Below are 16,393 nucleotides of genomic sequence, written 5' to 3' on the forward strand. Positions count from 1 at the left end.
GGCTTATCCTCTAAAATTATTTGCTACGGCGACGTACGATAAATTTATCAGTACGCTTGTTGCTACGGGTCTTCTTACCTTTGGTCTGGAGGCCCCACGGGGATACCGGGTGCTTACCAAAGTTACGACCTTCACCACCACCGTGCGGGTGATCGACTGGGTTCATCGCAGTACCGCGAACGGTAGGACGAACACCACGCCAACGAGCGGCACCGGCTTTACCCAGAACGCGCAGCATGTGCTCAGCGTTACCGACTTCGCCCAAGGTTGCGCGGCAGTCAGATTCGACTTTACGCATTTCACCTGAACGCAGACGCAGGGTGACGTAAGAACCTTCACGCGCAACGATCTGCACGTAAGTACCGGCTGAGCGAGCAATCTGACCGCCTTTGCCTGGTTTCATTTCTACGTTATGCACGGTAGAACCGACTGGGATGTTACGCATCGGCAGGGTGTTACCTGCTTTAATCGCAGCATCAACGCCAGACTGAATCTGGTCGCCAGCTTTCAGGCCTTTAGGGGCCAGGATGTAACGGCGTTCACCGTCTTTGTACAGAACCAGTGCGATGTTCGCAGAGCGGTTCGGATCGTACTCAAGACGTTCAACGGTCGCTGGGATACCATCTTTGTTGCGTTTGAAGTCAACAATACGGTAAGCCTGCTTGTGACCACCACCGATATGACGGGTAGTGATACGACCATTGTTGTTACGGCCGCCAGATTTGCTGTTTTTTTCTACCAGCGGGGCAAATGGTTTGCCCTTGTGCAGCTCTAGGTTCACCACTTTAACTACGTGACGACGACCCGGAGATGTCGGTTTACATTTAACAATTGCCATTGTTCTTCTCCTCCGACTTACTCAGCGCCGCCTGCGAAGTCCAGATTCTGGCCTTCTTTCAGGGTGACGTAAGCTTTTTTCCAGTCGCTACGACGACCAATACGCTGTCCCTGACGCTTAGACTTGCCTTTAACCAGCAAAGTGTTCACGACTTCAACTTCAACTTCGAAAAGTTTCTGTACAGCGGCTTTGATTTCTGCTTTGGTCGCATCTTTCGCAACTTTGAGAACGATGGTGTTAGTTTTTTCCATCGCAGCAGATGCTTTTTCAGATACGTGCGGCGCGCGCAGTACTTTCAGCAGACGTTCTTCACGGATCATGCCAGCATCTCCTCAACTTGCTTAACTGCATCAGCAGTCATAACGACTTTGTCGAAGGCGATCAGGCTAACTGGATCGATACCTGCTGCATCACGTACGTCAACCTTGTACAGGTTACGCGCGGCCAGGAACAGGTTCTCTTCCAGCTCGCCAGTGATGATCAGCACGTCTTCCAGCGCCATGTCTTTCAGTTTCTCTGCCAGCAGCTTAGTTTTAGGCGCTTCCAGAGAGAACTGCTCGACAACGATCAGACGATCTTGACGTACCAGTTCGGACAGGATGCTTTTCAGCGCGCCGCGGTACATCTTTTTGTTAACTTTTTGACTGTGGTCCTGCGACTTCGCAGCGAAGGTTACACCACCTGAACGCCAGATTGGGCTCTTTACAGAACCTGCACGCGCACGGCCGGTACCTTTCTGGCGCCAAGGCTTTTTGCCTGAACCAGTAACTTCAGCACGCGTCTTCTGAGCACGGGTACCCTGACGGGCACCTGCTGCATAAGCAACAACAACCTGGTGTACCAGCGCTTCGTTGAAATCACGACCGAAGGTAGTTTCGGAAACAGTCAGCGCGCTTTGCGCGTCTTTCAATACTAATTCCATTGCTATCCCCTTACGCCTTCACAGCTGGTTTAACGATAAGGTCGCTACCGGTAGCACCGGGAACTGCACCTTTAACCAGCAGCAGGTTGCGCTCAGCGTCAACGCGTACCACGTCCAGGCTCTGAACGGTTACACGTTCGTTACCCAGCTGGCCTGCCATTTTCTTGCCTTTAAACACTTTGCCCGGAGTCTGGTTCTGACCGATAGAACCCGGAACGCGGTGAGACAAGGAGTTACCGTGAGTCGCATCCTGAGTACGGAAGTTCCAGCGTTTTACAGTACCGGCAAAACCTTTACCTTTAGATGTTCCAGTCACGTCAACTTTTTTCACGTCAGCGAAAATGTCAACATTAATGCTCTGACCTACGGTGAACTCTGCGCCTTCAGCAGTGCGGAATTCCCACAGACCACGGCCAGCTTCAACGCCAGCTTTAGCAAAGTGACCTGCTGCAGGCTTAGTTACGCGGCTTGCTTTTTTAGCACCGGTAGTTACCTGAATAGCAGTGTAACCGTCGTTTTCCAGGCCTTTGACCTGAGTAACGCGGTTTGCTTCAATTTCGATCACGGTTACAGGGATAGAAACGCCATCTTCTGTGAAGATACGAGTCATACCCACTTTCTTACCGACTAAACCAATCATTGTTTCAACCTCTCAATCGCTCAATGACCTGATTAACCCAGGCTGATCTGCACGTCTACACCGGCAGCCAGATCCAGACGCATCAGAGCATCAACCGTTTTTTCAGTTGGCTCAACGATGTCAACCAGACGCTTGTGAGTGCGAATTTCATACTGATCGCGCGCGTCTTTATTGACGTGCGGGGAGATCAGAACAGTAAAGCGCTCTTTGCGGGTCGGCAGCGGGATAGGACCACGTACCTGCGCACCAGTGCGCTTGGCAGTCTCTACGATTTCCGCAGTTGATTGATCGATCAGACGATGATCAAACGCTTTAAGACGGATACGGATTCTTTGGTTCTGCATGAGACCAGAGCTCCAATTATTTATAAACGAAAAGAATTACTACTCGCATCCATTACGATTGATGGAGGAGTGTAATCGTTGAGCACATAACCCGCATATCGCGAGTATTGTTGACGAGCACTTGCGTACTGGTCTGCAACTCATATCGAGCTGCGCCATACCATATTGGCAGGCCCGCGTATTATACGTACATTTAGAGGCAAAGCAACAGCAATCTTACTTTTATAAATGACGCCGCGGATTTTCACGGATAAAAAAAGAGCGCCGAAGCGCCCTTTTTATTTGCTCTGACAGGGGTAAACCTTGTCAGACAGATATCAGCAATTAAGCGATAACTTTAGCAACAACACCCGCACCAACGGTACGACCACCTTCACGGATGGCGAAACGCAGGCCGTCATCCATCGCGATTGGGTGGATCAGGGTAACAACCATCTGAATGTTGTCACCTGGCATCACCATCTCAACGCCTTCTGGCAGTTCGATGGTACCGGTCACGTCAGTTGTACGGAAGTAGAACTGTGGACGGTAGCCTTTGAAGAACGGAGTATGACGGCCGCCTTCGTCTTTAGACAGAATATAAACTTCTGACTCGAACTTGGTGTGTGGCTTGATGGTGCCTGGCTTAGCCAGAACCTGACCACGCTGGATATCTTCGCGCTTAATACCGCGCAGCAGGATACCACAGTTCTCACCCGCACGGCCTTCGTCCAGCAGCTTACGGAACATTTCAACGCCGGTACAGGTTGATTTCACGGTATCTTTGATACCAACGATCTCAACTTCTTCACCCACTTTAACGATACCGCGCTCTACACGACCGGTAACAACGGTACCACGGCCAGAGATGGAGAATACGTCTTCGATTGGCAGCAGGAATGGCTTGTCAATCGCACGCTCTGGTTCCGGGATGTAGTTATCCAGGTGACCAGCCAGTTCAACGATCTTAGCTTCCCACTCTGCTTCACCTTCCAGCGCTTTCAGCGCAGAACCGTGAACGATTGGGGTGTCGTCGCCTGGGAAGTCGTACTGTGACAGCAGGTCACGTACTTCCATCTCAACCAGCTCCAGCAGCTCTTCATCATCAACCATGTCGCACTTGTTCAGGAACACGATGATGTATGGAACGCCAACCTGACGACCCAGCAGGATGTGCTCACGGGTCTGAGGCATTGGGCCGTCAGTCGCAGCAACAACCAGGATCGCGCCGTCCATCTGCGCAGCACCGGTGATCATGTTTTTCACATAGTCGGCGTGGCCCGGGCAGTCAACGTGCGCGTAGTGGCGAGACGGGGTGTCATATTCAACGTGAGACGTGTTGATGGTGATACCACGTGCTTTTTCTTCTGGTGCGTTATCGATCTGGTCGAATGCACGAGCTGAGCCGCCGTAGGTTTTAGCCAGTACGGTGGTGATAGCAGCAGTCAGGGTAGTTTTACCGTGGTCAACGTGGCCGATAGTACCTACGTTGACGTGCGGTTTAGAACGTTCAAATTTCTCTTTAGCCACGGCGATATTCCTTCCTTTCTGTGCTCACCCTGTGGGAGGTGAGCACGGGATCAATGGTGTAAACCCGAGAACTTATTTGCCACGGGCTTCGATAACGGCCTGAGCGACGTTGTTCGGCGCTTCAGCGTACTTCAGGAACTCCATAGAGTATGAAGCGCGGCCCTGAGTCTGTGAACGCAGGTCAGTTGCATAACCAAACATTTCAGACAGTGGTACCTGAGCACGAACGGTCTTACCGGTAGAAGTATCTTCCATACCTTCGATCATGCCGCGACGACGGTTAAGGTCACCGATTACGTCACCCATGTAGTCTTCTGGCGTTTCTACTTCGACCTTCATTACCGGCTCAAGGAGCACAGGTTTCGCTTTACCGAACGCAGATTTAAAGGCCAGAGAAGCAGCCAGTTTAAACGCCAGCTCGGAGGAGTCAACATCATGGTATGAACCGTAATGCAGACGAACCTTGATATCAACAACAGGGTAGCCAGCCAGAGGACCGGACTTCAGCTGCTCCTGAATACCTTTATCAACGGCTGGGATGAATTCTTTAGGAATCGAACCACCCACGATGTCGTTGACGAACTCGTAACCAGGACCGCCAGCTTCCAGAGGCCCCATATCGATCACAACGTGACCGAACTGACCGCGACCACCAGACTGCTTAGCATGCTTACCTTCAACATCCTTAACGGTCTCACGGATGGTTTCACGGTAGGCTACCTGAGGCTTACCAACGTTGGCTTCAACGTTGAACTCACGTTTCATACGGTCAACCAGGATGTCCAGGTGAAGCTCACCCATACCGGCGATGATAGTCTGACCTGATTCTTCGTCAGTCCATACGCGGAATGATGGATCTTCTTTCGCCAGACGGCCCAGAGCCAGACCCATTTTTTCCTGGTCAGCTTTGGTTTTTGGTTCAACCGCAACGGAGATCACCGGCTCAGGGAACTCCATGCGCTCCAGAATGATCACGTTGCTCGGGTCACACAGAGTGTCACCGGTAGTCACGTCTTTCAGACCGATAGCCGCAGCGATGTCGCCTGCGCGAACTTCTTTGATCTCTTCACGTTTGTTAGCGTGCATCTGTACGATACGGCCCAGACGTTCACGCTGAGATTTAACCGGGTTCATCACGGTGTCGCCGGAGTTAACAACGCCAGAGTACACGCGGAAGAAGGTCAGGTTACCTACAAACGGGTCGGTAGCAATTTTGAACGCCAGCGCAGCAAACGGCTCTTTGTCGTCAGAGTGACGCACGGCCGGAGTGTCTTTGCCATCGTCCAGGATACCGTTAATCGCGGTAACGTCAGTTGGTGCTGGCAGGTATTCAATTACCGCATCCAGCATCGCCTGCACGCCTTTGTTCTTAAAGGCAGAACCACAGGTTACCAGGATAACTTCGTTGTTCAGAACACGCTGACGCAGAGCTTTTTTGATCTCTTCTTCAGTCAGTTCTTCACCGCCCAGGTATTTTTCCATCAGCTCTTCAGAGGCTTCCGCTGCGGATTCAACCAGGTTCTGGTGCCATTCTTCAGCCAGTTCCTGCATGTCAGCTGGGATCTCTTCGTATTCGAAGGTCACACCTGCATCAGCTTCATTCCAGTTGATGGCTTTCATTTTCACCAGGTCAACAACACCGGTGAATTTTTCTTCCGCGCCGATTGCCAACTGAATGGGTACCGGGTTAGCCGCCAGGCGAGATTTAATCTGGCTGACAACTTTCAGGAAGTTAGCACCCATACGGTCCATTTTGTTAACGAACGCGATACGAGGAACTTTGTATTTGTTAGCCTGACGCCATACGGTTTCAGACTGTGGCTGCACGCCACCAACAGCACAGTAAACCATCACTGCGCCATCGAGTACACGCATAGAGCGCTCTACTTCGATGGTGAAGTCAACGTGTCCTGGGGTGTCGATGATGTTGACGCGGTGCGGCTCGAACTGCTTAGCCATACCAGACCAGAAAGCGGTAGTCGCTGCGGAGGTAATGGTAATACCACGCTCCTGCTCCTGCGCCATCCAGTCCATGGTGGCTGCGCCATCATGAACTTCACCGATTTTGTGATTAACACCGGTGTAGAACAGAATACGTTCGGTAGTGGTCGTCTTACCGGCGTCGATGTGTGCGCTGATACCAATGTTACGGTAGCGCGTTATGGGTGTTGTACGAGCCATTTGATTCCTCTGATTCTCGGACGTTCTAAGTTAGTAAATCCCAGCGGGTTGGCTACTTGAACGCCCGCTGGGTTAATAACAACTACAGAGCTGTTACCAGCGGTAGTGAGCGAACGCCTTGTTGGCTTCGGCCATACGGTGAACGTCTTCACGTTTCTTCACTGCAGTGCCTTTGTTTTCTGCAGCATCAGAAAGTTCGTTCGCCAGGCGCAGAGCCATAGATTTATCACCGCGTTTACGAGCAGCTTCAACGATCCAACGCATTGCCAGGGCATTACGACGAACCGGACGGACTTCAACTGGTACCTGATAAGTAGAACCACCAACGCGACGGGATTTAACTTCCACGGTTGGGCGGACATTGTCCAGGGCTACTTCAAATGCTTCCAGCTCGTTTTTACCAGAACGCTGAGCCAGGGTCTCCAGCGCGTTATAAACGATAGTTTCAGCAGTAGATTTTTTACCATCTACCATCAGGATGTTTACGAATTTGGCCAGCAGCTCTGATCCGAACTTAGGATCTGGCAGAATTTTACGCTGACCAATGACGCGACGACGTGGCATAGGAATACTCCGTTGTTAATTCAGGATTGTCCAAAACTCTATGAGTTTATTATGACATTTAAGTTAAAACGTTTGGCCTTACTTAACGGAGAACCATTAAGCCTTTGGCTTCTTCACGCCGTACTTGGAGCGAGCCTGCTTACGGTCTTTAACACCTGAGCAGTCCAGCGCGCCACGGACGGTGTGGTAACGCACACCTGGCAAGTCTTTTACACGACCGCCACGGATCAGGATCACGGAGTGTTCCTGCAGGTTGTGACCTTCACCACCGATGTAGGAGGTGACTTCAAAACCGTTGGTCAAACGAACACGACATACTTTACGCAGTGCGGAGTTCGGTTTTTTAGGGGTAGTAGTGTATACACGAGTACATACACCACGTTTCTGCGGGCAGGCTTCCAGCGCAGGCACGTTGCTCTTTGCAACTTTGCGTACGCGTGGTTTGCGAACCAGCTGGTTAACTGTTGCCATTAAATAGCTCCTGGGATTTAGCTTTTGCTTCGTAAACACGTAATAAATCGCCTCGTAGAATCACGAGGCCGCAGAATTTTAGGGCTGAGCTGAAAAAGAGTCAAGAAATAACCAGGATTACCGTCGTCACCAGGCCATTTGTTGCGGATTTCGCACCGCCAGCTGAATAAAGTCAGTATAGCCTACCACCGTCGCCCTGGGTGAAATTTGAGCAAGAAGTCCTCGCGCTTCGAGATCTTCCTTCAGCACATACAGATTAATGGGGGCTTTCAGCAGCGCTTCAAGGGGCGCGCTACCGTCAAGTGCGGCGATGACCCCATCCTGTAATAGCAAAACATCATCTCCCGCGGCCAGTAGCCTGAGTATGGCGGAGAGATCGCAGCGAAACGGCGATGTCATCAGGGTATGCAGCATATTGTCCTCAGAAGGTCATCACACGGTCATAGTTATTCAACGTCATACGCAGCGCCTGCGCAGACAGTACGTCGGCCGGCAGTACGCGCAGCGACTCGACGGCGATGCCCCTCTCGGCCAGCGATGCTGCGCAGATATAACAGCGCTCAACGTCATACAGAGGTAAAACGCCGAAGGTGGCGATGTAGTTGCGTGCCAGGACGCGCTGAGGATCCTGCCCACAGGTTAATTGCAGCACACCGTCACTGACAAAAAATAGGGCGATCTCATCGCTAAGGGCCGACGTTGCCAGTACGGCGTCCAGACCTTCACGCCCGGCGCTCGAGCCATGCGGCCCCTGGGTGAAAACGAAAGCAATGGATGTCATTAGAATTGTACCAGTCGATCGCAGCTGAGCGCGGCTTCAGCCAATGCCCCCAGCCCGGTGAGCTGAAAGCCTTCGGCAAGGTTAGCCGCTGCCAGACCCAGATTCGCCGCCTCCTGCTTATCGCTCACGCCGCGACGCAATGCCGCAGCGACGCATACGTTGAGCGCCACACCATGCTGTTGATGCAGCTGCTGCCAGTTCCGGGTCATGTCGACCTCATCGCTGGCGGGAGCAGTCAGCTCACTGGCGTTCAGTACGCCCTCACGATAAAAGAAGACGCTTTCCACACTATGCCCCTGCGCCAGCAGCTCACGGGCAAACAGCCAGGCACTGCTGGCATGCTGCGAACCATAGGCGGGGCCGGTGACCATCAGGCAAAAGCGCATTATTTCTCCTGCCCATGAAAATCGTCATTTTTGAACTGGCGAATATAGAGATAAACCGTGTGTTTAGAAATATCGAGGCGCTCGGCAACCTGGTTGATGGCATCTTTGATATCAAAAATGCCTTTCTCGTACAGATTAAGAACAATCTGGCGATTTTTAGCATTGTTGGAAACGTTACGATCCGCGCTCACTTCTTCAATGGTGAATTCCAGCGCTTGCATCACCAGGTCCTCTACCGAAGAAGCGAAGTTGACCGCAGAAGCGATTTCCTGAGTTTCCGGCGGCATAAAGGTGGCCATGACCTGAGAAAACGGCACATCAAGGTTGATATTGATGCACAGCAGGCCAATCACCCGGCGATCGTGGTTGCGAATCGCGATTGTCACGGACTTCATCAGCACGCCGCTTTTCGCGCGGGTAAAGTAGGTCCGCGAAACATTACTGTCCGCACCGGTCATATCATGCAGCATGCGTAACGCCAAATCGGTAATCGGTGAGCCGATTTTACGCCCGGTATGTTCACCGTTGGCAATGCGTACCGCAGAACATTTGAGGTCTTCCAGCGAGTGCAGGACGATTTCACAATGCGAGCCAATCAGCATGGCAAGACCATCGACGACAGCTTCGTAGGATTTAAGAATTTCAAAGTCGCCGGGCATAAACGGGCGCTGCTCTAACAGCTCAGACTCTGCCATATCGCCGGAAAGAAGTGAATTGGACATGAACGACACCACCCTTTGACAAGAGCCTGCCACGGGGCGCCAGACCAGACTCATGATGATTAAAATGCACGCCGGGAAGTTTAGCAAATAACGGAAAAGCGTGTATGACCTTTGTATGGAAATACGGCTTAACGCATAAAAGTGGGGTAATCAGAGAGAAAGATCGGGGAATAACACCGCCACCCGCAGGTGGCGGTTGGCGGATTATTTCTTCGCTTTCTCGTCGCCAGCGGCAGGTGCAGGTGCAGCCGGCTGGGCATCCTCTTTGGCGGCAGGCTTGATATCAAGCAGCTCCACGTCGAATACCAGAGTGGAGTTCACCGGGATCCCCGGCACGCCGTTTTTACCGTAAGCCAGGTTTGGTGGGATCACCAGCTTGATTTTTCCGCCTTTCTTAACGTGCTTCAGACCTTCAGTCCAGCCAGGGATCACACCGTCAAGACGGAACGACAGCGGCTCGCCACGAGTATAAGAGTTATCAAACTCTTTACCGTCAATCAGGGTACCTTTGTAGTTAACCACAACGGTGTCGATATCTTTAGGCACTTCGCCCGTGCCTTCCTTCGCTACCTGGTAAAGCAGACCGCTTTCCGTCTTCTTCACGCCTTTCTCTTTGGCGAATTTAGCCGCATAGGCCTCACCTTTGCTGGCGTTTTCCGTCGCGTCTTTTTCCATCTTCGCCTGAGCAGCACCCTTCACGCGCGCTTCAAACGATTGCAGCGTTTGCTCAACTTCCTTGTCAGAAAGTTTGCTTTTGCCAGCAAACGCATCCTGAACACCGGCGATAAGCTGAGCTTTATCCAAAGCGATACCCAGTTTTTCCTGTTCCTTCAGGGAGTTCTCCATATAGCGCCCCAGAGATGCACCCAGCGCGTAAGCAGACTGCTGGTTATCATCTTTGAATGCGGCATTCTTCGGAGCCTGCTGCTGCGGTGCTGCTGCCGGCGCGGCGGCTTCTGCAGCCATTGCCAGCGGTGCATTCAGCGCGGCGGCCATCGTGGTAGCTAACAATGTGATTTTTAACAGTGATTTCATCCATTTCTCCAAAACCGAAGCGTCTCACCTCGGAAATCGTGTGCAGACCAGCGGCCTGTAATATAAACGGTTGCAAGATAACGAAACAATCTCGCCATAAAAATGCGAAGTTAATTTCCGACCACGAGATGTTCCGAAAGTTTCATCACCCTCAATGGTGTCAGCAAAGCAGGTTTTCAACCTCTGCAAGCAAATCTACGCCATCTCGCCTACTTTCGCCTGCTGTTTACCGCTAGAATCAGACAAATCACACCGTTAGCGCTAAACGGGCAGTAACAAGAGGAAACAAAATGCAATATACGCAGTGGGAACACAGGCTGGACATGCTGGAGAGTAAGCTGGCGTTTCAGGAACATACCATCGAGGAGTTAAACCTGACGGTAGTGCAACATGAACTGGAAATGGCCCGCCTGCGCGAACAGATGCGACTGCTCACCGATAAGCTGAAAGCCGCTGCGCCGTCGATGATTGCTTCCCAGTCGGAAGAGACGCCCCCTCCTCACTATTGAGGCCGGTTTCAGTACCGTGCCATGCTGTTTTCTTGCGTTTTGCATCACAACAGGCAGCCGAGAAAAAACAAAGGCCACCCGAGGGTGGCCTTATGTCTCTTTAGCAAGATATCAGTGGCTGCAACCACAGCCGCCGGTACCACACCCACCCTGACCGTGTTCATGGTCATGATCGTGGTGGTGATCGTTCTCACCGTGAACGTGGCCATGAGCCAGTTCTTCTTCGGTGGCTTCGCGGATACCCATCACTTCCACGTTGAAGTTCAGGTTCTGGCCCGCCAGCATATGGTTACCATCAACCACGACGTGCTCATCTTCCACTTCAGTAATTTCAACCGGCACCGGACCCTGATCGGTCTCTGCCAGGAAGCGCATGCCAACCTGCAGTTCGTCCACGCCCATAAAGACGTCTTTAGGTACGCGCTGAACCAGATTGTCATCATAAGGACCGTAGGCATCGTTTGAGGCAATATTCACATCAAACTTGTCGCCGACCACATGATCTTCCAGCGCTTTTTCCAGTCCTGAAATCAGGGAACCATGACCGTGCAGGTAGTCCAGCGGTGCACTGACCGGAGACTCATCAACCAACACACCGTCTTCTGTACGCACCTGATATGCCAGGCTGACCACGAGGTCTTTTGCTACTTTCATGATTACTCCTAACCGTTGAGGGCTTGAGCCCTGAATTTTCTGGCTGCATTGAATCAGCCTACAGGGTCTAAGTGGCGCCAATTGTAACGAATTTCAATGCCGCTGTACGCTAAGGCGTAAAAAAAGCTGCGCTCAGACGTTACTCAGGATGAAAAATGCCAATCACCTGCTCATGGCTACGCACCTGTTCACGCGCCTGTTTATCGGCTTCTCGCATCTGATGCCCGCACTTGACGCACTCGACCACGTCCACATTATTTTCCCGCCACAGGGCAAGGGTATCTTTTGCCTGGCACTTCGGACAGACGGCCCCGGCAATAAAACGTTTACGCATAATGGTTCCAGATGACGGTTCGGCCGTGTGCAACACGCCGCCGTCCATGTAGTGAATTAATCGGCCTCATCCCAGCCGTCAAACTGGCGCTTCTCGTGACGCAACTCGGCCTGGAAGATGTCTTCCAGCTCGCGGCGCGCCTCTTTAACACGTGAGATTTGCTGGCTGTCGCCATGATTCGGCATCAGCGCACGCAGCATACGCATATCCAGGCGGCGGAAATGCTGCTGGGCACGAAACGCCTGATGAGGGTGCATTCCCAGCGACATTAACGTTTTGCGCCCCAGCTCCAGGGCACTGCTGAAGGTTTCGCGTGAGAACTGGGTCACGCCGGCCTGAAGCAGCTCATGGGCCTCCACACGCCCACGGGCGCGCGCCAGAATCTGCAGGTGCGGAAAATGCTGCTGGCACAGGTGGACAATCGCCATGGCATCTTCCGGGCCATTACAGGCGATGACCAGCGACTGGGCGGTTTCCGCCCCGGCCGCGCGCAACAGCTCCAGCTGGGTAGCATCGCCGTAATAGACTTTATAGCCATAGCTGCGCATCAGGCTGACCGCACTAATATCGCGCTCCAGCACCGTAATGCGCTTTTCATTGGCCATCAGTAGACGCGCCACCACCTGTCCAAAACGACCAAATCCGACCACGATCACCTGCGGCTTATCGTCTTCGACAAACGGCTTCTCCTGACTGTCATCCACCTCGTTAAAGCGGTGTTTGAGAATCTTATCCACGCCCTGCATCAGCAGAGGGGTGGTCATCATCGACAACGTGACCGTCACCAGCAGCAGCGGCATCTGGTCGCCACTAAACAGGCTGGTAGACGATGCCGCCGAGAACAGTACGAAGGCGAATTCTCCCCCCTGGCTGAGCACGCCGGAAAACTGCAGGCGCTCCGAGCTGCGCAGGCCGTAAATACGCGCCAGCAGATACAGCACGGCGGTTTTCACCGTCACCAGCATCACCACCCCGGCCAGTATTTCAAGAATATGGGTATAGAGCACGCCAAGATTCAGCGCCATACCGACCGAAATAAAGAACAGGCCGAGCAGCAGCCCTTTAAACGGATCGATGGCGATTTCCAGCTCGTGGCGATATTCGCTTTCCGCCAGCAAAATACCGGCGATAAAGGTGCCCAGCGCCATCGACAGCCCGAGCGCCTCCATAAACAGCGCGGAGCCTAAAACCAACAGCAGCGCGGCGGCGGTAAACACTTCACGTACGCCCGAAGCGGCAATAAAACGGAAAATCGGCCGCAGCAGGTAACGCCCACCGACCAGCATTCCAGCGAACGCCAGCACCTTCATGCCCAGCTTCATCCAGTCGGTATGGCCGCTGTCGCTGCCCGCCAGCAGCGGCACCAGCGCCAGCGCGGGGATCACCGCCAAATCCTGGAACAGCAGCACCGAGAAGCCCAGCTGGCCTGACTCGTTACGGTTCATGGCTTTGTCCCGCATCAATTGCAGCGCCATCGCGGTCGAGGACATCGCCAGGCCAATCCCGCCAATGATCGCCGCCTGCCAAGAAAAATCAGTCAGCCATAACAATCCGCCCAGCACGGCAGCGCTGAGCAGCACCTGGGCGGCACCGACGCCAAAAATAGAGCGCCGCAGCTCCCACAGCTTGGACGGCTTCAGCTCCAGACCGATGATAAACATCAGGAACACCACGCCCAGCTCGGAAAAATGCAGGATCTCCTGCACATCGCTGATAAAGCCCAGGCCCCAGGGGCCGATAGCGATACCCGCCAGCAGGTAGCCCAAAACCGCACCAATGCCGAGGCGAGCGGCGAGCGGCACCGCAATCACCGCTGCGCAAAGATATAACAGGCCCGCCATCAGGAGGCTTTGTCCTTCCATCTAAACTCCTCCGTGTGGCAGCGGATTTTCCAGCCAGTCGCCGTAGGCGCGGGCATAGTGTTTCATCGTTTCAGCGCTTTGACGCCGCGCCCAGTAGATAATCATCGGGGTCATCCAGTGCATGCGGCACATCTGCGCCGTTAGCTCGAAAGGCCGCATGATGTCCGACATCGGATAGCGATTCAGCCCTTGCTGATGATAGGCCGCCTCAGGCTCTCCGGTGGTAATCACGCTGCGCCAATATTTTCCTTCCAGCTCGTTACCGCCCGGCCCGCTGGCGAAGCCGCGTGACAGCACGCGATCCAGCCACTCTTTTAATAAAGCGGGACAGCTGTAGGTATACAGCGGGTGCTGAAACACAATAATTTGATGTTCACGCAGCAGCTGCTGCTCGTGGTGAATATCGATAAAAAAATCCGGATAGTGCGCATACAGGTCATGAACCGTCACATGCTGCGCATGGCGGGCTGGCTGTAGCAAAACGCGATTGGCAATCGAATCCTGAGACTCCGGGTGGGCATACAACAGCAGGACTTTAGGCGGTTGCGACATCATTCCCCTCCAAATCGTCGTCACGGCGGGCGATTTCCGCTACCATGCTCGACGCAACGGAACGCTGGATTCCGAAATACTGATTATGATGGCTTAATTTAACATACTCTGAACTGACGGCGCTTATGATTGTATTCTCCTCGTTACAAATTCGTCGCGGTGTCCGCGTCCTGCTGGACAACGCCACGGCGACGATCAACCCCGGCCAGAAGGTTGGTCTGGTGGGTAAAAACGGCTGCGGTAAATCCACCCTGCTGGCGCTGCTAAAAAACGAGATAAGCGCCGATGCGGGCAGCTACAGCTATCCGGGAAACTGGTCGCTGGCATGGGTGAATCAGGAAACCCCGGCGCTGGATATGCCGGCCATTGAATATGTTATCGATGGCGACCGCGAATTTCGTCAGCTGGAATCTGAATTAGCCCATGCCAATGAAATAAACGATGGCCATGCCATTGCCACGCTGCACGGCAAACTTGATGCGGTACAGGCCTGGACTATTCAGTCACGCGCGGCCAGCCTGCTCGACGGCCTGGGCTTCAGCCAGGAACAGCTACAGCGTCCGGTCAGCGATTTTTCCGGCGGCTGGCGCATGCGCCTGAACCTGGCACAGGCGCTGATCTGCCGTTCTGACCTACTGTTGCTAGACGAACCCACCAACCACCTTGATCTTGATGCGGTGATCTGGCTGGAGCGCTGGCTGAAAAGCTATAGCGGTACCCTGATCCTGATCTCGCACGACCGCGACTTCCTCGATCCGGTAGTGGATAAGATCCTGCACATCGAGCAGCAGTCCATCTTCGAGTACACCGGCAACTACAGCTCGTTTGAAATTCAGCGCGCCACCAAGCTGTCGCAGCAGCAGTCAATGTTCGAGCATCAGCAACAAAAAGTGGCGCATCTGCAAAGTTTTATCGACCGTTTTAAAGCCAAAGCCAGCAAGGCAAAGCAGGCCCAAAGCCGGATAAAAATGCTGGAGCGCATGGAGCTGATCGCCCCGGCGCACGTTGATAATCCCTTTACCTTTAGCTTCCGCGAGCCGGAAAGCCTGCCAAACCCGCTGCTGAAGATGGAGAAAGTCAGTGCCGGCTACGGCGAGCGTAAAATCCTCAACTCCATCAAGCTCAATCTGGTGCCGGGATCGCGCATTGGTCTGCTGGGGCGCAACGGTGCCGGTAAATCGACGCTGATTAAGCTCCTGGCAGGCGAACTTGCCCCCTTGCAGGGCGATATTGGGCTGGCGAAGGGCATTAAGCTCGGCTACTTCGCGCAGCATCAGCTGGAGTTTCTGCGCGCCGATGAGTCCCCGATCCAACATCTGGTGCGTCTGGCACCGAAAGTGTTGGAGCAGCAGCTGCGCGATTATCTCGGCGGCTTCGGCTTCCAGGGTGACAAGGTGAGCGAAGAAACGCGGCGGTTTTCCGGCGGTGAAAAGGCACGCCTGGTGCTGGCGCTGATCGTCTGGCAGCGCCCCAACCTGCTGCTGCTGGATGAACCCACCAACCACCTTGACCTGGATATGCGCCAGGCGCTAACCGAAGCGCTGATCGACTTTGAAGGCGCGCTGGTGGTGGTATCGCATGACCGTCACCTGCTGCGTTCCACCACGGACGATCTCTACCTGGTACATGACGGCAAGGTCGAACCCTTTGCCGGCGATTTGGAGGATTACCAGCAGTGGCTGAGCGATCTGCAACGTCAGAGCGCCGCCGATGCCGCGCCGAAAACGGACGGCGCCAACAGCGCCCAGGCGCGTAAAGATCAGAAGCGCCGCGAAGCCGAGCTGCGCACCCAAACGCAGCCGCTACGCAAACAGCTTGAGAAGCTGGAAAAGCTGATGGAAAAGCATAATGTGCAACTGGCCGAGGCGGAAGATAAGTTGTCAGACGCAACCCTCTACGAACAGGCGCGTAAAGCCGATCTCACCGCTGCGCTGCAACAGCAGGCGACGGCAAAATCAGCGCTGGAGGAGTGCGAAATGGCGTGGCTGGAAGCGCAGGAGCAGCTGGAAGCCATGCTGGCGTCCTGAGGCCTGGACGGGTGGGCGTAAGCCCGCCACACCGCGGATAAAATGCTCGTGGTGAAGCGAGA

General features: G+C 53.7%; 20 protein-coding genes. 2 read left to right on the forward strand and 18 right to left on the reverse strand.

What is annotated here, in order from left to right; all coding sequences use genetic code 11:
- Window positions 1-16 precede the first annotated feature (16 nt).
- The 14 genes from rplB to fkpA all read right to left on the reverse strand — a co-directional run bounded on the left by rplB (window position 17) and on the right by fkpA (window position 10,393).
- Window positions 17-838, reverse strand: coding sequence for a 50S ribosomal protein L2 (rplB, locus tag ETA_RS17010; protein ID WP_012442842.1), 822 nt, complete (start codon window positions 836-838; stop codon window positions 17-19).
- A gap of 17 nt (window positions 839-855) precedes the next feature.
- The gene (rplW, locus tag ETA_RS17015; RefSeq protein ID WP_004160593.1) at window positions 856-1,158 is read right to left on the reverse strand and encodes a 50S ribosomal protein L23; all 303 of its coding nucleotides are present in this window, start codon (window positions 1,156-1,158) and stop codon (window positions 856-858) included.
- The gene (gene rplD / locus ETA_RS17020) at window positions 1,155-1,760 is read right to left on the reverse strand and encodes a 50S ribosomal protein L4 (RefSeq protein ID WP_012442843.1); all 606 of its coding nucleotides are present in this window, start codon (window positions 1,758-1,760) and stop codon (window positions 1,155-1,157) included. The genes rplW and rplD overlap by 4 nt, the downstream gene beginning before the upstream one ends.
- A 10-nt stretch (window positions 1,761-1,770) precedes the next feature.
- The gene (rplC, locus tag ETA_RS17025) at window positions 1,771-2,400 is read right to left on the reverse strand and encodes a 50S ribosomal protein L3 (RefSeq protein WP_012442845.1); all 630 of its coding nucleotides are present in this window, start codon (window positions 2,398-2,400) and stop codon (window positions 1,771-1,773) included.
- A gap of 32 nt (window positions 2,401-2,432) precedes the next feature.
- The gene (rpsJ, locus tag ETA_RS17030; RefSeq protein WP_001181005.1) at window positions 2,433-2,744 is read right to left on the reverse strand and encodes a 30S ribosomal protein S10; all 312 of its coding nucleotides are present in this window, start codon (window positions 2,742-2,744) and stop codon (window positions 2,433-2,435) included.
- Window positions 2,745-3,068: 324 nt separating this feature from the next.
- Window positions 3,069-4,253 carry an elongation factor Tu gene (gene tuf / locus ETA_RS17035; protein WP_012442846.1) on the reverse strand — a complete coding sequence of 395 codons (1,185 nt, stop codon included), beginning with the start codon at window positions 4,251-4,253 and terminating at the stop codon, window positions 3,069-3,071.
- A gap of 72 nt (window positions 4,254-4,325) precedes the next feature.
- Window positions 4,326-6,434, reverse strand: a complete 2,109-nt coding sequence (gene fusA / locus ETA_RS17040; RefSeq protein ID WP_012442847.1) for an elongation factor G — start codon at window positions 6,432-6,434, stop codon at window positions 4,326-4,328.
- Window positions 6,435-6,527: 93 nt separating this feature from the next.
- Window positions 6,528-6,998, reverse strand: coding sequence for a 30S ribosomal protein S7 (gene rpsG, locus ETA_RS17045; RefSeq protein WP_004160604.1), 471 nt, complete (start codon window positions 6,996-6,998; stop codon window positions 6,528-6,530).
- Between the two features lie 96 nt (window positions 6,999-7,094).
- Complete coding sequence (rpsL, locus tag ETA_RS17050) at window positions 7,095-7,469, reverse strand: 30S ribosomal protein S12 (protein WP_003852912.1); 375 nt, start codon at window positions 7,467-7,469, stop codon at window positions 7,095-7,097.
- A gap of 126 nt (window positions 7,470-7,595) precedes the next feature.
- Window positions 7,596-7,883 carry a sulfurtransferase complex subunit TusB gene (gene tusB / locus ETA_RS17055; protein WP_012442848.1) on the reverse strand — a complete coding sequence of 96 codons (288 nt, stop codon included), beginning with the start codon at window positions 7,881-7,883 and terminating at the stop codon, window positions 7,596-7,598.
- A gap of 7 nt (window positions 7,884-7,890) precedes the next feature.
- A complete protein-coding gene (gene tusC / locus ETA_RS17060; RefSeq protein WP_012442849.1) occupies window positions 7,891-8,250 on the reverse strand; it encodes a sulfurtransferase complex subunit TusC in 360 nt (119 codons plus the stop codon).
- Window positions 8,250-8,636: a sulfurtransferase complex subunit TusD gene (gene tusD, locus ETA_RS17065; RefSeq protein WP_012442850.1), complete on the reverse strand. Its 387-nt coding sequence runs from the start codon at window positions 8,634-8,636 to the stop codon at window positions 8,250-8,252. The genes tusC and tusD overlap by 1 nt, the downstream gene beginning before the upstream one ends.
- Complete coding sequence (locus tag ETA_RS17070) at window positions 8,636-9,358, reverse strand: helix-turn-helix transcriptional regulator (RefSeq protein WP_042959188.1); 723 nt, start codon at window positions 9,356-9,358, stop codon at window positions 8,636-8,638. The genes tusD and ETA_RS17070 overlap by 1 nt, the downstream gene beginning before the upstream one ends.
- Before the next feature lie 204 nt (window positions 9,359-9,562).
- Window positions 9,563-10,393, reverse strand: a complete 831-nt coding sequence (fkpA, locus tag ETA_RS17075) for an FKBP-type peptidyl-prolyl cis-trans isomerase (RefSeq protein ID WP_012442852.1) — start codon at window positions 10,391-10,393, stop codon at window positions 9,563-9,565.
- A 290-nt stretch (window positions 10,394-10,683) separates the two neighbouring features.
- Here fkpA and ETA_RS17080 point away from each other — a divergent pair, with 290 nt between their 5' ends.
- Window positions 10,684-10,902: a protein SlyX gene (locus tag ETA_RS17080; RefSeq protein WP_012442853.1), complete on the forward strand. Its 219-nt coding sequence runs from the start codon at window positions 10,684-10,686 to the stop codon at window positions 10,900-10,902.
- A 111-nt stretch (window positions 10,903-11,013) separates the two neighbouring features.
- Here the strand turns inward: ETA_RS17080 and slyD are convergent, their stop codons facing one another.
- From slyD to kefG, 4 genes are all read right to left on the reverse strand, one after another.
- Window positions 11,014-11,556, reverse strand: a complete 543-nt coding sequence (gene slyD, locus ETA_RS17085) for a peptidylprolyl isomerase (protein WP_012442854.1) — start codon at window positions 11,554-11,556, stop codon at window positions 11,014-11,016.
- A gap of 139 nt (window positions 11,557-11,695) precedes the next feature.
- Window positions 11,696-11,890 carry a YheV family putative zinc ribbon protein gene (locus tag ETA_RS17090; protein WP_012442855.1) on the reverse strand — a complete coding sequence of 65 codons (195 nt, stop codon included), beginning with the start codon at window positions 11,888-11,890 and terminating at the stop codon, window positions 11,696-11,698.
- Between the two features lie 56 nt (window positions 11,891-11,946).
- Entirely contained in the window at window positions 11,947-13,752 is a 1,806-nt protein-coding gene (gene kefB / locus ETA_RS17095) for a glutathione-regulated potassium-efflux system protein KefB (protein WP_012442856.1), read from the reverse strand.
- A complete protein-coding gene (gene kefG / locus ETA_RS17100) occupies window positions 13,753-14,304 on the reverse strand; it encodes a glutathione-regulated potassium-efflux system ancillary protein KefG (RefSeq protein ID WP_042959189.1) in 552 nt (183 codons plus the stop codon). It abuts the gene before it with no gap.
- Window positions 14,305-14,429: 125 nt separating this feature from the next.
- On the opposite strand from kefG, the gene ETA_RS17105 reads away from it, so the two are divergent.
- Window positions 14,430-16,331, forward strand: a complete 1,902-nt coding sequence (locus ETA_RS17105) for an ABC transporter ATP-binding protein (protein WP_012442858.1) — start codon at window positions 14,430-14,432, stop codon at window positions 16,329-16,331.
- The last annotated feature ends 62 nt before the right edge of the window (window positions 16,332-16,393 follow it).

Origin of the sequence: Erwinia tasmaniensis Et1/99, assembly GCF_000026185.1 — a bacterium.
Classification (GTDB): domain Bacteria; phylum Pseudomonadota; class Gammaproteobacteria; order Enterobacterales; family Enterobacteriaceae; genus Erwinia; species Erwinia tasmaniensis.

Excerpts from the sequence above, each read along its gene's own strand:
- rplB (WP_012442842.1), bottom strand. The coding sequence starts at position 838 with ATGGCAATTGTTAAATGTAAACCGACATCTCCGGGTCGTCGTCACGTA.
- ETA_RS17070 (WP_042959188.1), bottom strand. The coding sequence starts at position 9,358 with ATGTCCAATTCACTTCTTTCCGGCGATATGGCAGAGTCTGAGCTGTTA.
- ETA_RS17090 (WP_012442855.1), bottom strand. The coding sequence starts at position 11,890 with ATGCGTAAACGTTTTATTGCCGGGGCCGTCTGTCCGAAGTGCCAGGCA.
- rplC (WP_012442845.1), bottom strand. The coding sequence starts at position 2,400 with ATGATTGGTTTAGTCGGTAAGAAAGTGGGTATGACTCGTATCTTCACA.
- fkpA (WP_012442852.1), bottom strand. The coding sequence starts at position 10,393 with ATGAAATCACTGTTAAAAATCACATTGTTAGCTACCACGATGGCCGCC.
- rplW (WP_004160593.1), bottom strand. The coding sequence starts at position 1,158 with ATGATCCGTGAAGAACGTCTGCTGAAAGTACTGCGCGCGCCGCACGTA.
- rpsJ (WP_001181005.1), bottom strand. The coding sequence starts at position 2,744 with ATGCAGAACCAAAGAATCCGTATCCGTCTTAAAGCGTTTGATCATCGT.
- ETA_RS17080 (WP_012442853.1), top strand. The coding sequence starts at position 10,684 with ATGCAATATACGCAGTGGGAACACAGGCTGGACATGCTGGAGAGTAAG.
- fusA (WP_012442847.1), bottom strand. The coding sequence starts at position 6,434 with ATGGCTCGTACAACACCCATAACGCGCTACCGTAACATTGGTATCAGC.
- kefG (WP_042959189.1), bottom strand. The coding sequence starts at position 14,304 with ATGTCGCAACCGCCTAAAGTCCTGCTGTTGTATGCCCACCCGGAGTCT.
- tusC (WP_012442849.1), bottom strand. The coding sequence starts at position 8,250 with ATGACATCCATTGCTTTCGTTTTCACCCAGGGGCCGCATGGCTCGAGC.
- slyD (WP_012442854.1), bottom strand. The coding sequence starts at position 11,556 with ATGAAAGTAGCAAAAGACCTCGTGGTCAGCCTGGCATATCAGGTGCGT.
- tusD (WP_012442850.1), bottom strand. The coding sequence starts at position 8,636 with ATGCGCTTTTGCCTGATGGTCACCGGCCCCGCCTATGGTTCGCAGCAT.
- kefB (WP_012442856.1), bottom strand. The coding sequence starts at position 13,752 with ATGGAAGGACAAAGCCTCCTGATGGCGGGCCTGTTATATCTTTGCGCA.
- rpsG (WP_004160604.1), bottom strand. The coding sequence starts at position 6,998 with ATGCCACGTCGTCGCGTCATTGGTCAGCGTAAAATTCTGCCAGATCCT.
- rpsL (WP_003852912.1), bottom strand. The coding sequence starts at position 7,469 with ATGGCAACAGTTAACCAGCTGGTTCGCAAACCACGCGTACGCAAAGTT.
- tusB (WP_012442848.1), bottom strand. The coding sequence starts at position 7,883 with ATGCTGCATACCCTGATGACATCGCCGTTTCGCTGCGATCTCTCCGCC.
- ETA_RS17105 (WP_012442858.1), top strand. The coding sequence starts at position 14,430 with ATGATTGTATTCTCCTCGTTACAAATTCGTCGCGGTGTCCGCGTCCTG.
- rplD (WP_012442843.1), bottom strand. The coding sequence starts at position 1,760 with ATGGAATTAGTATTGAAAGACGCGCAAAGCGCGCTGACTGTTTCCGAA.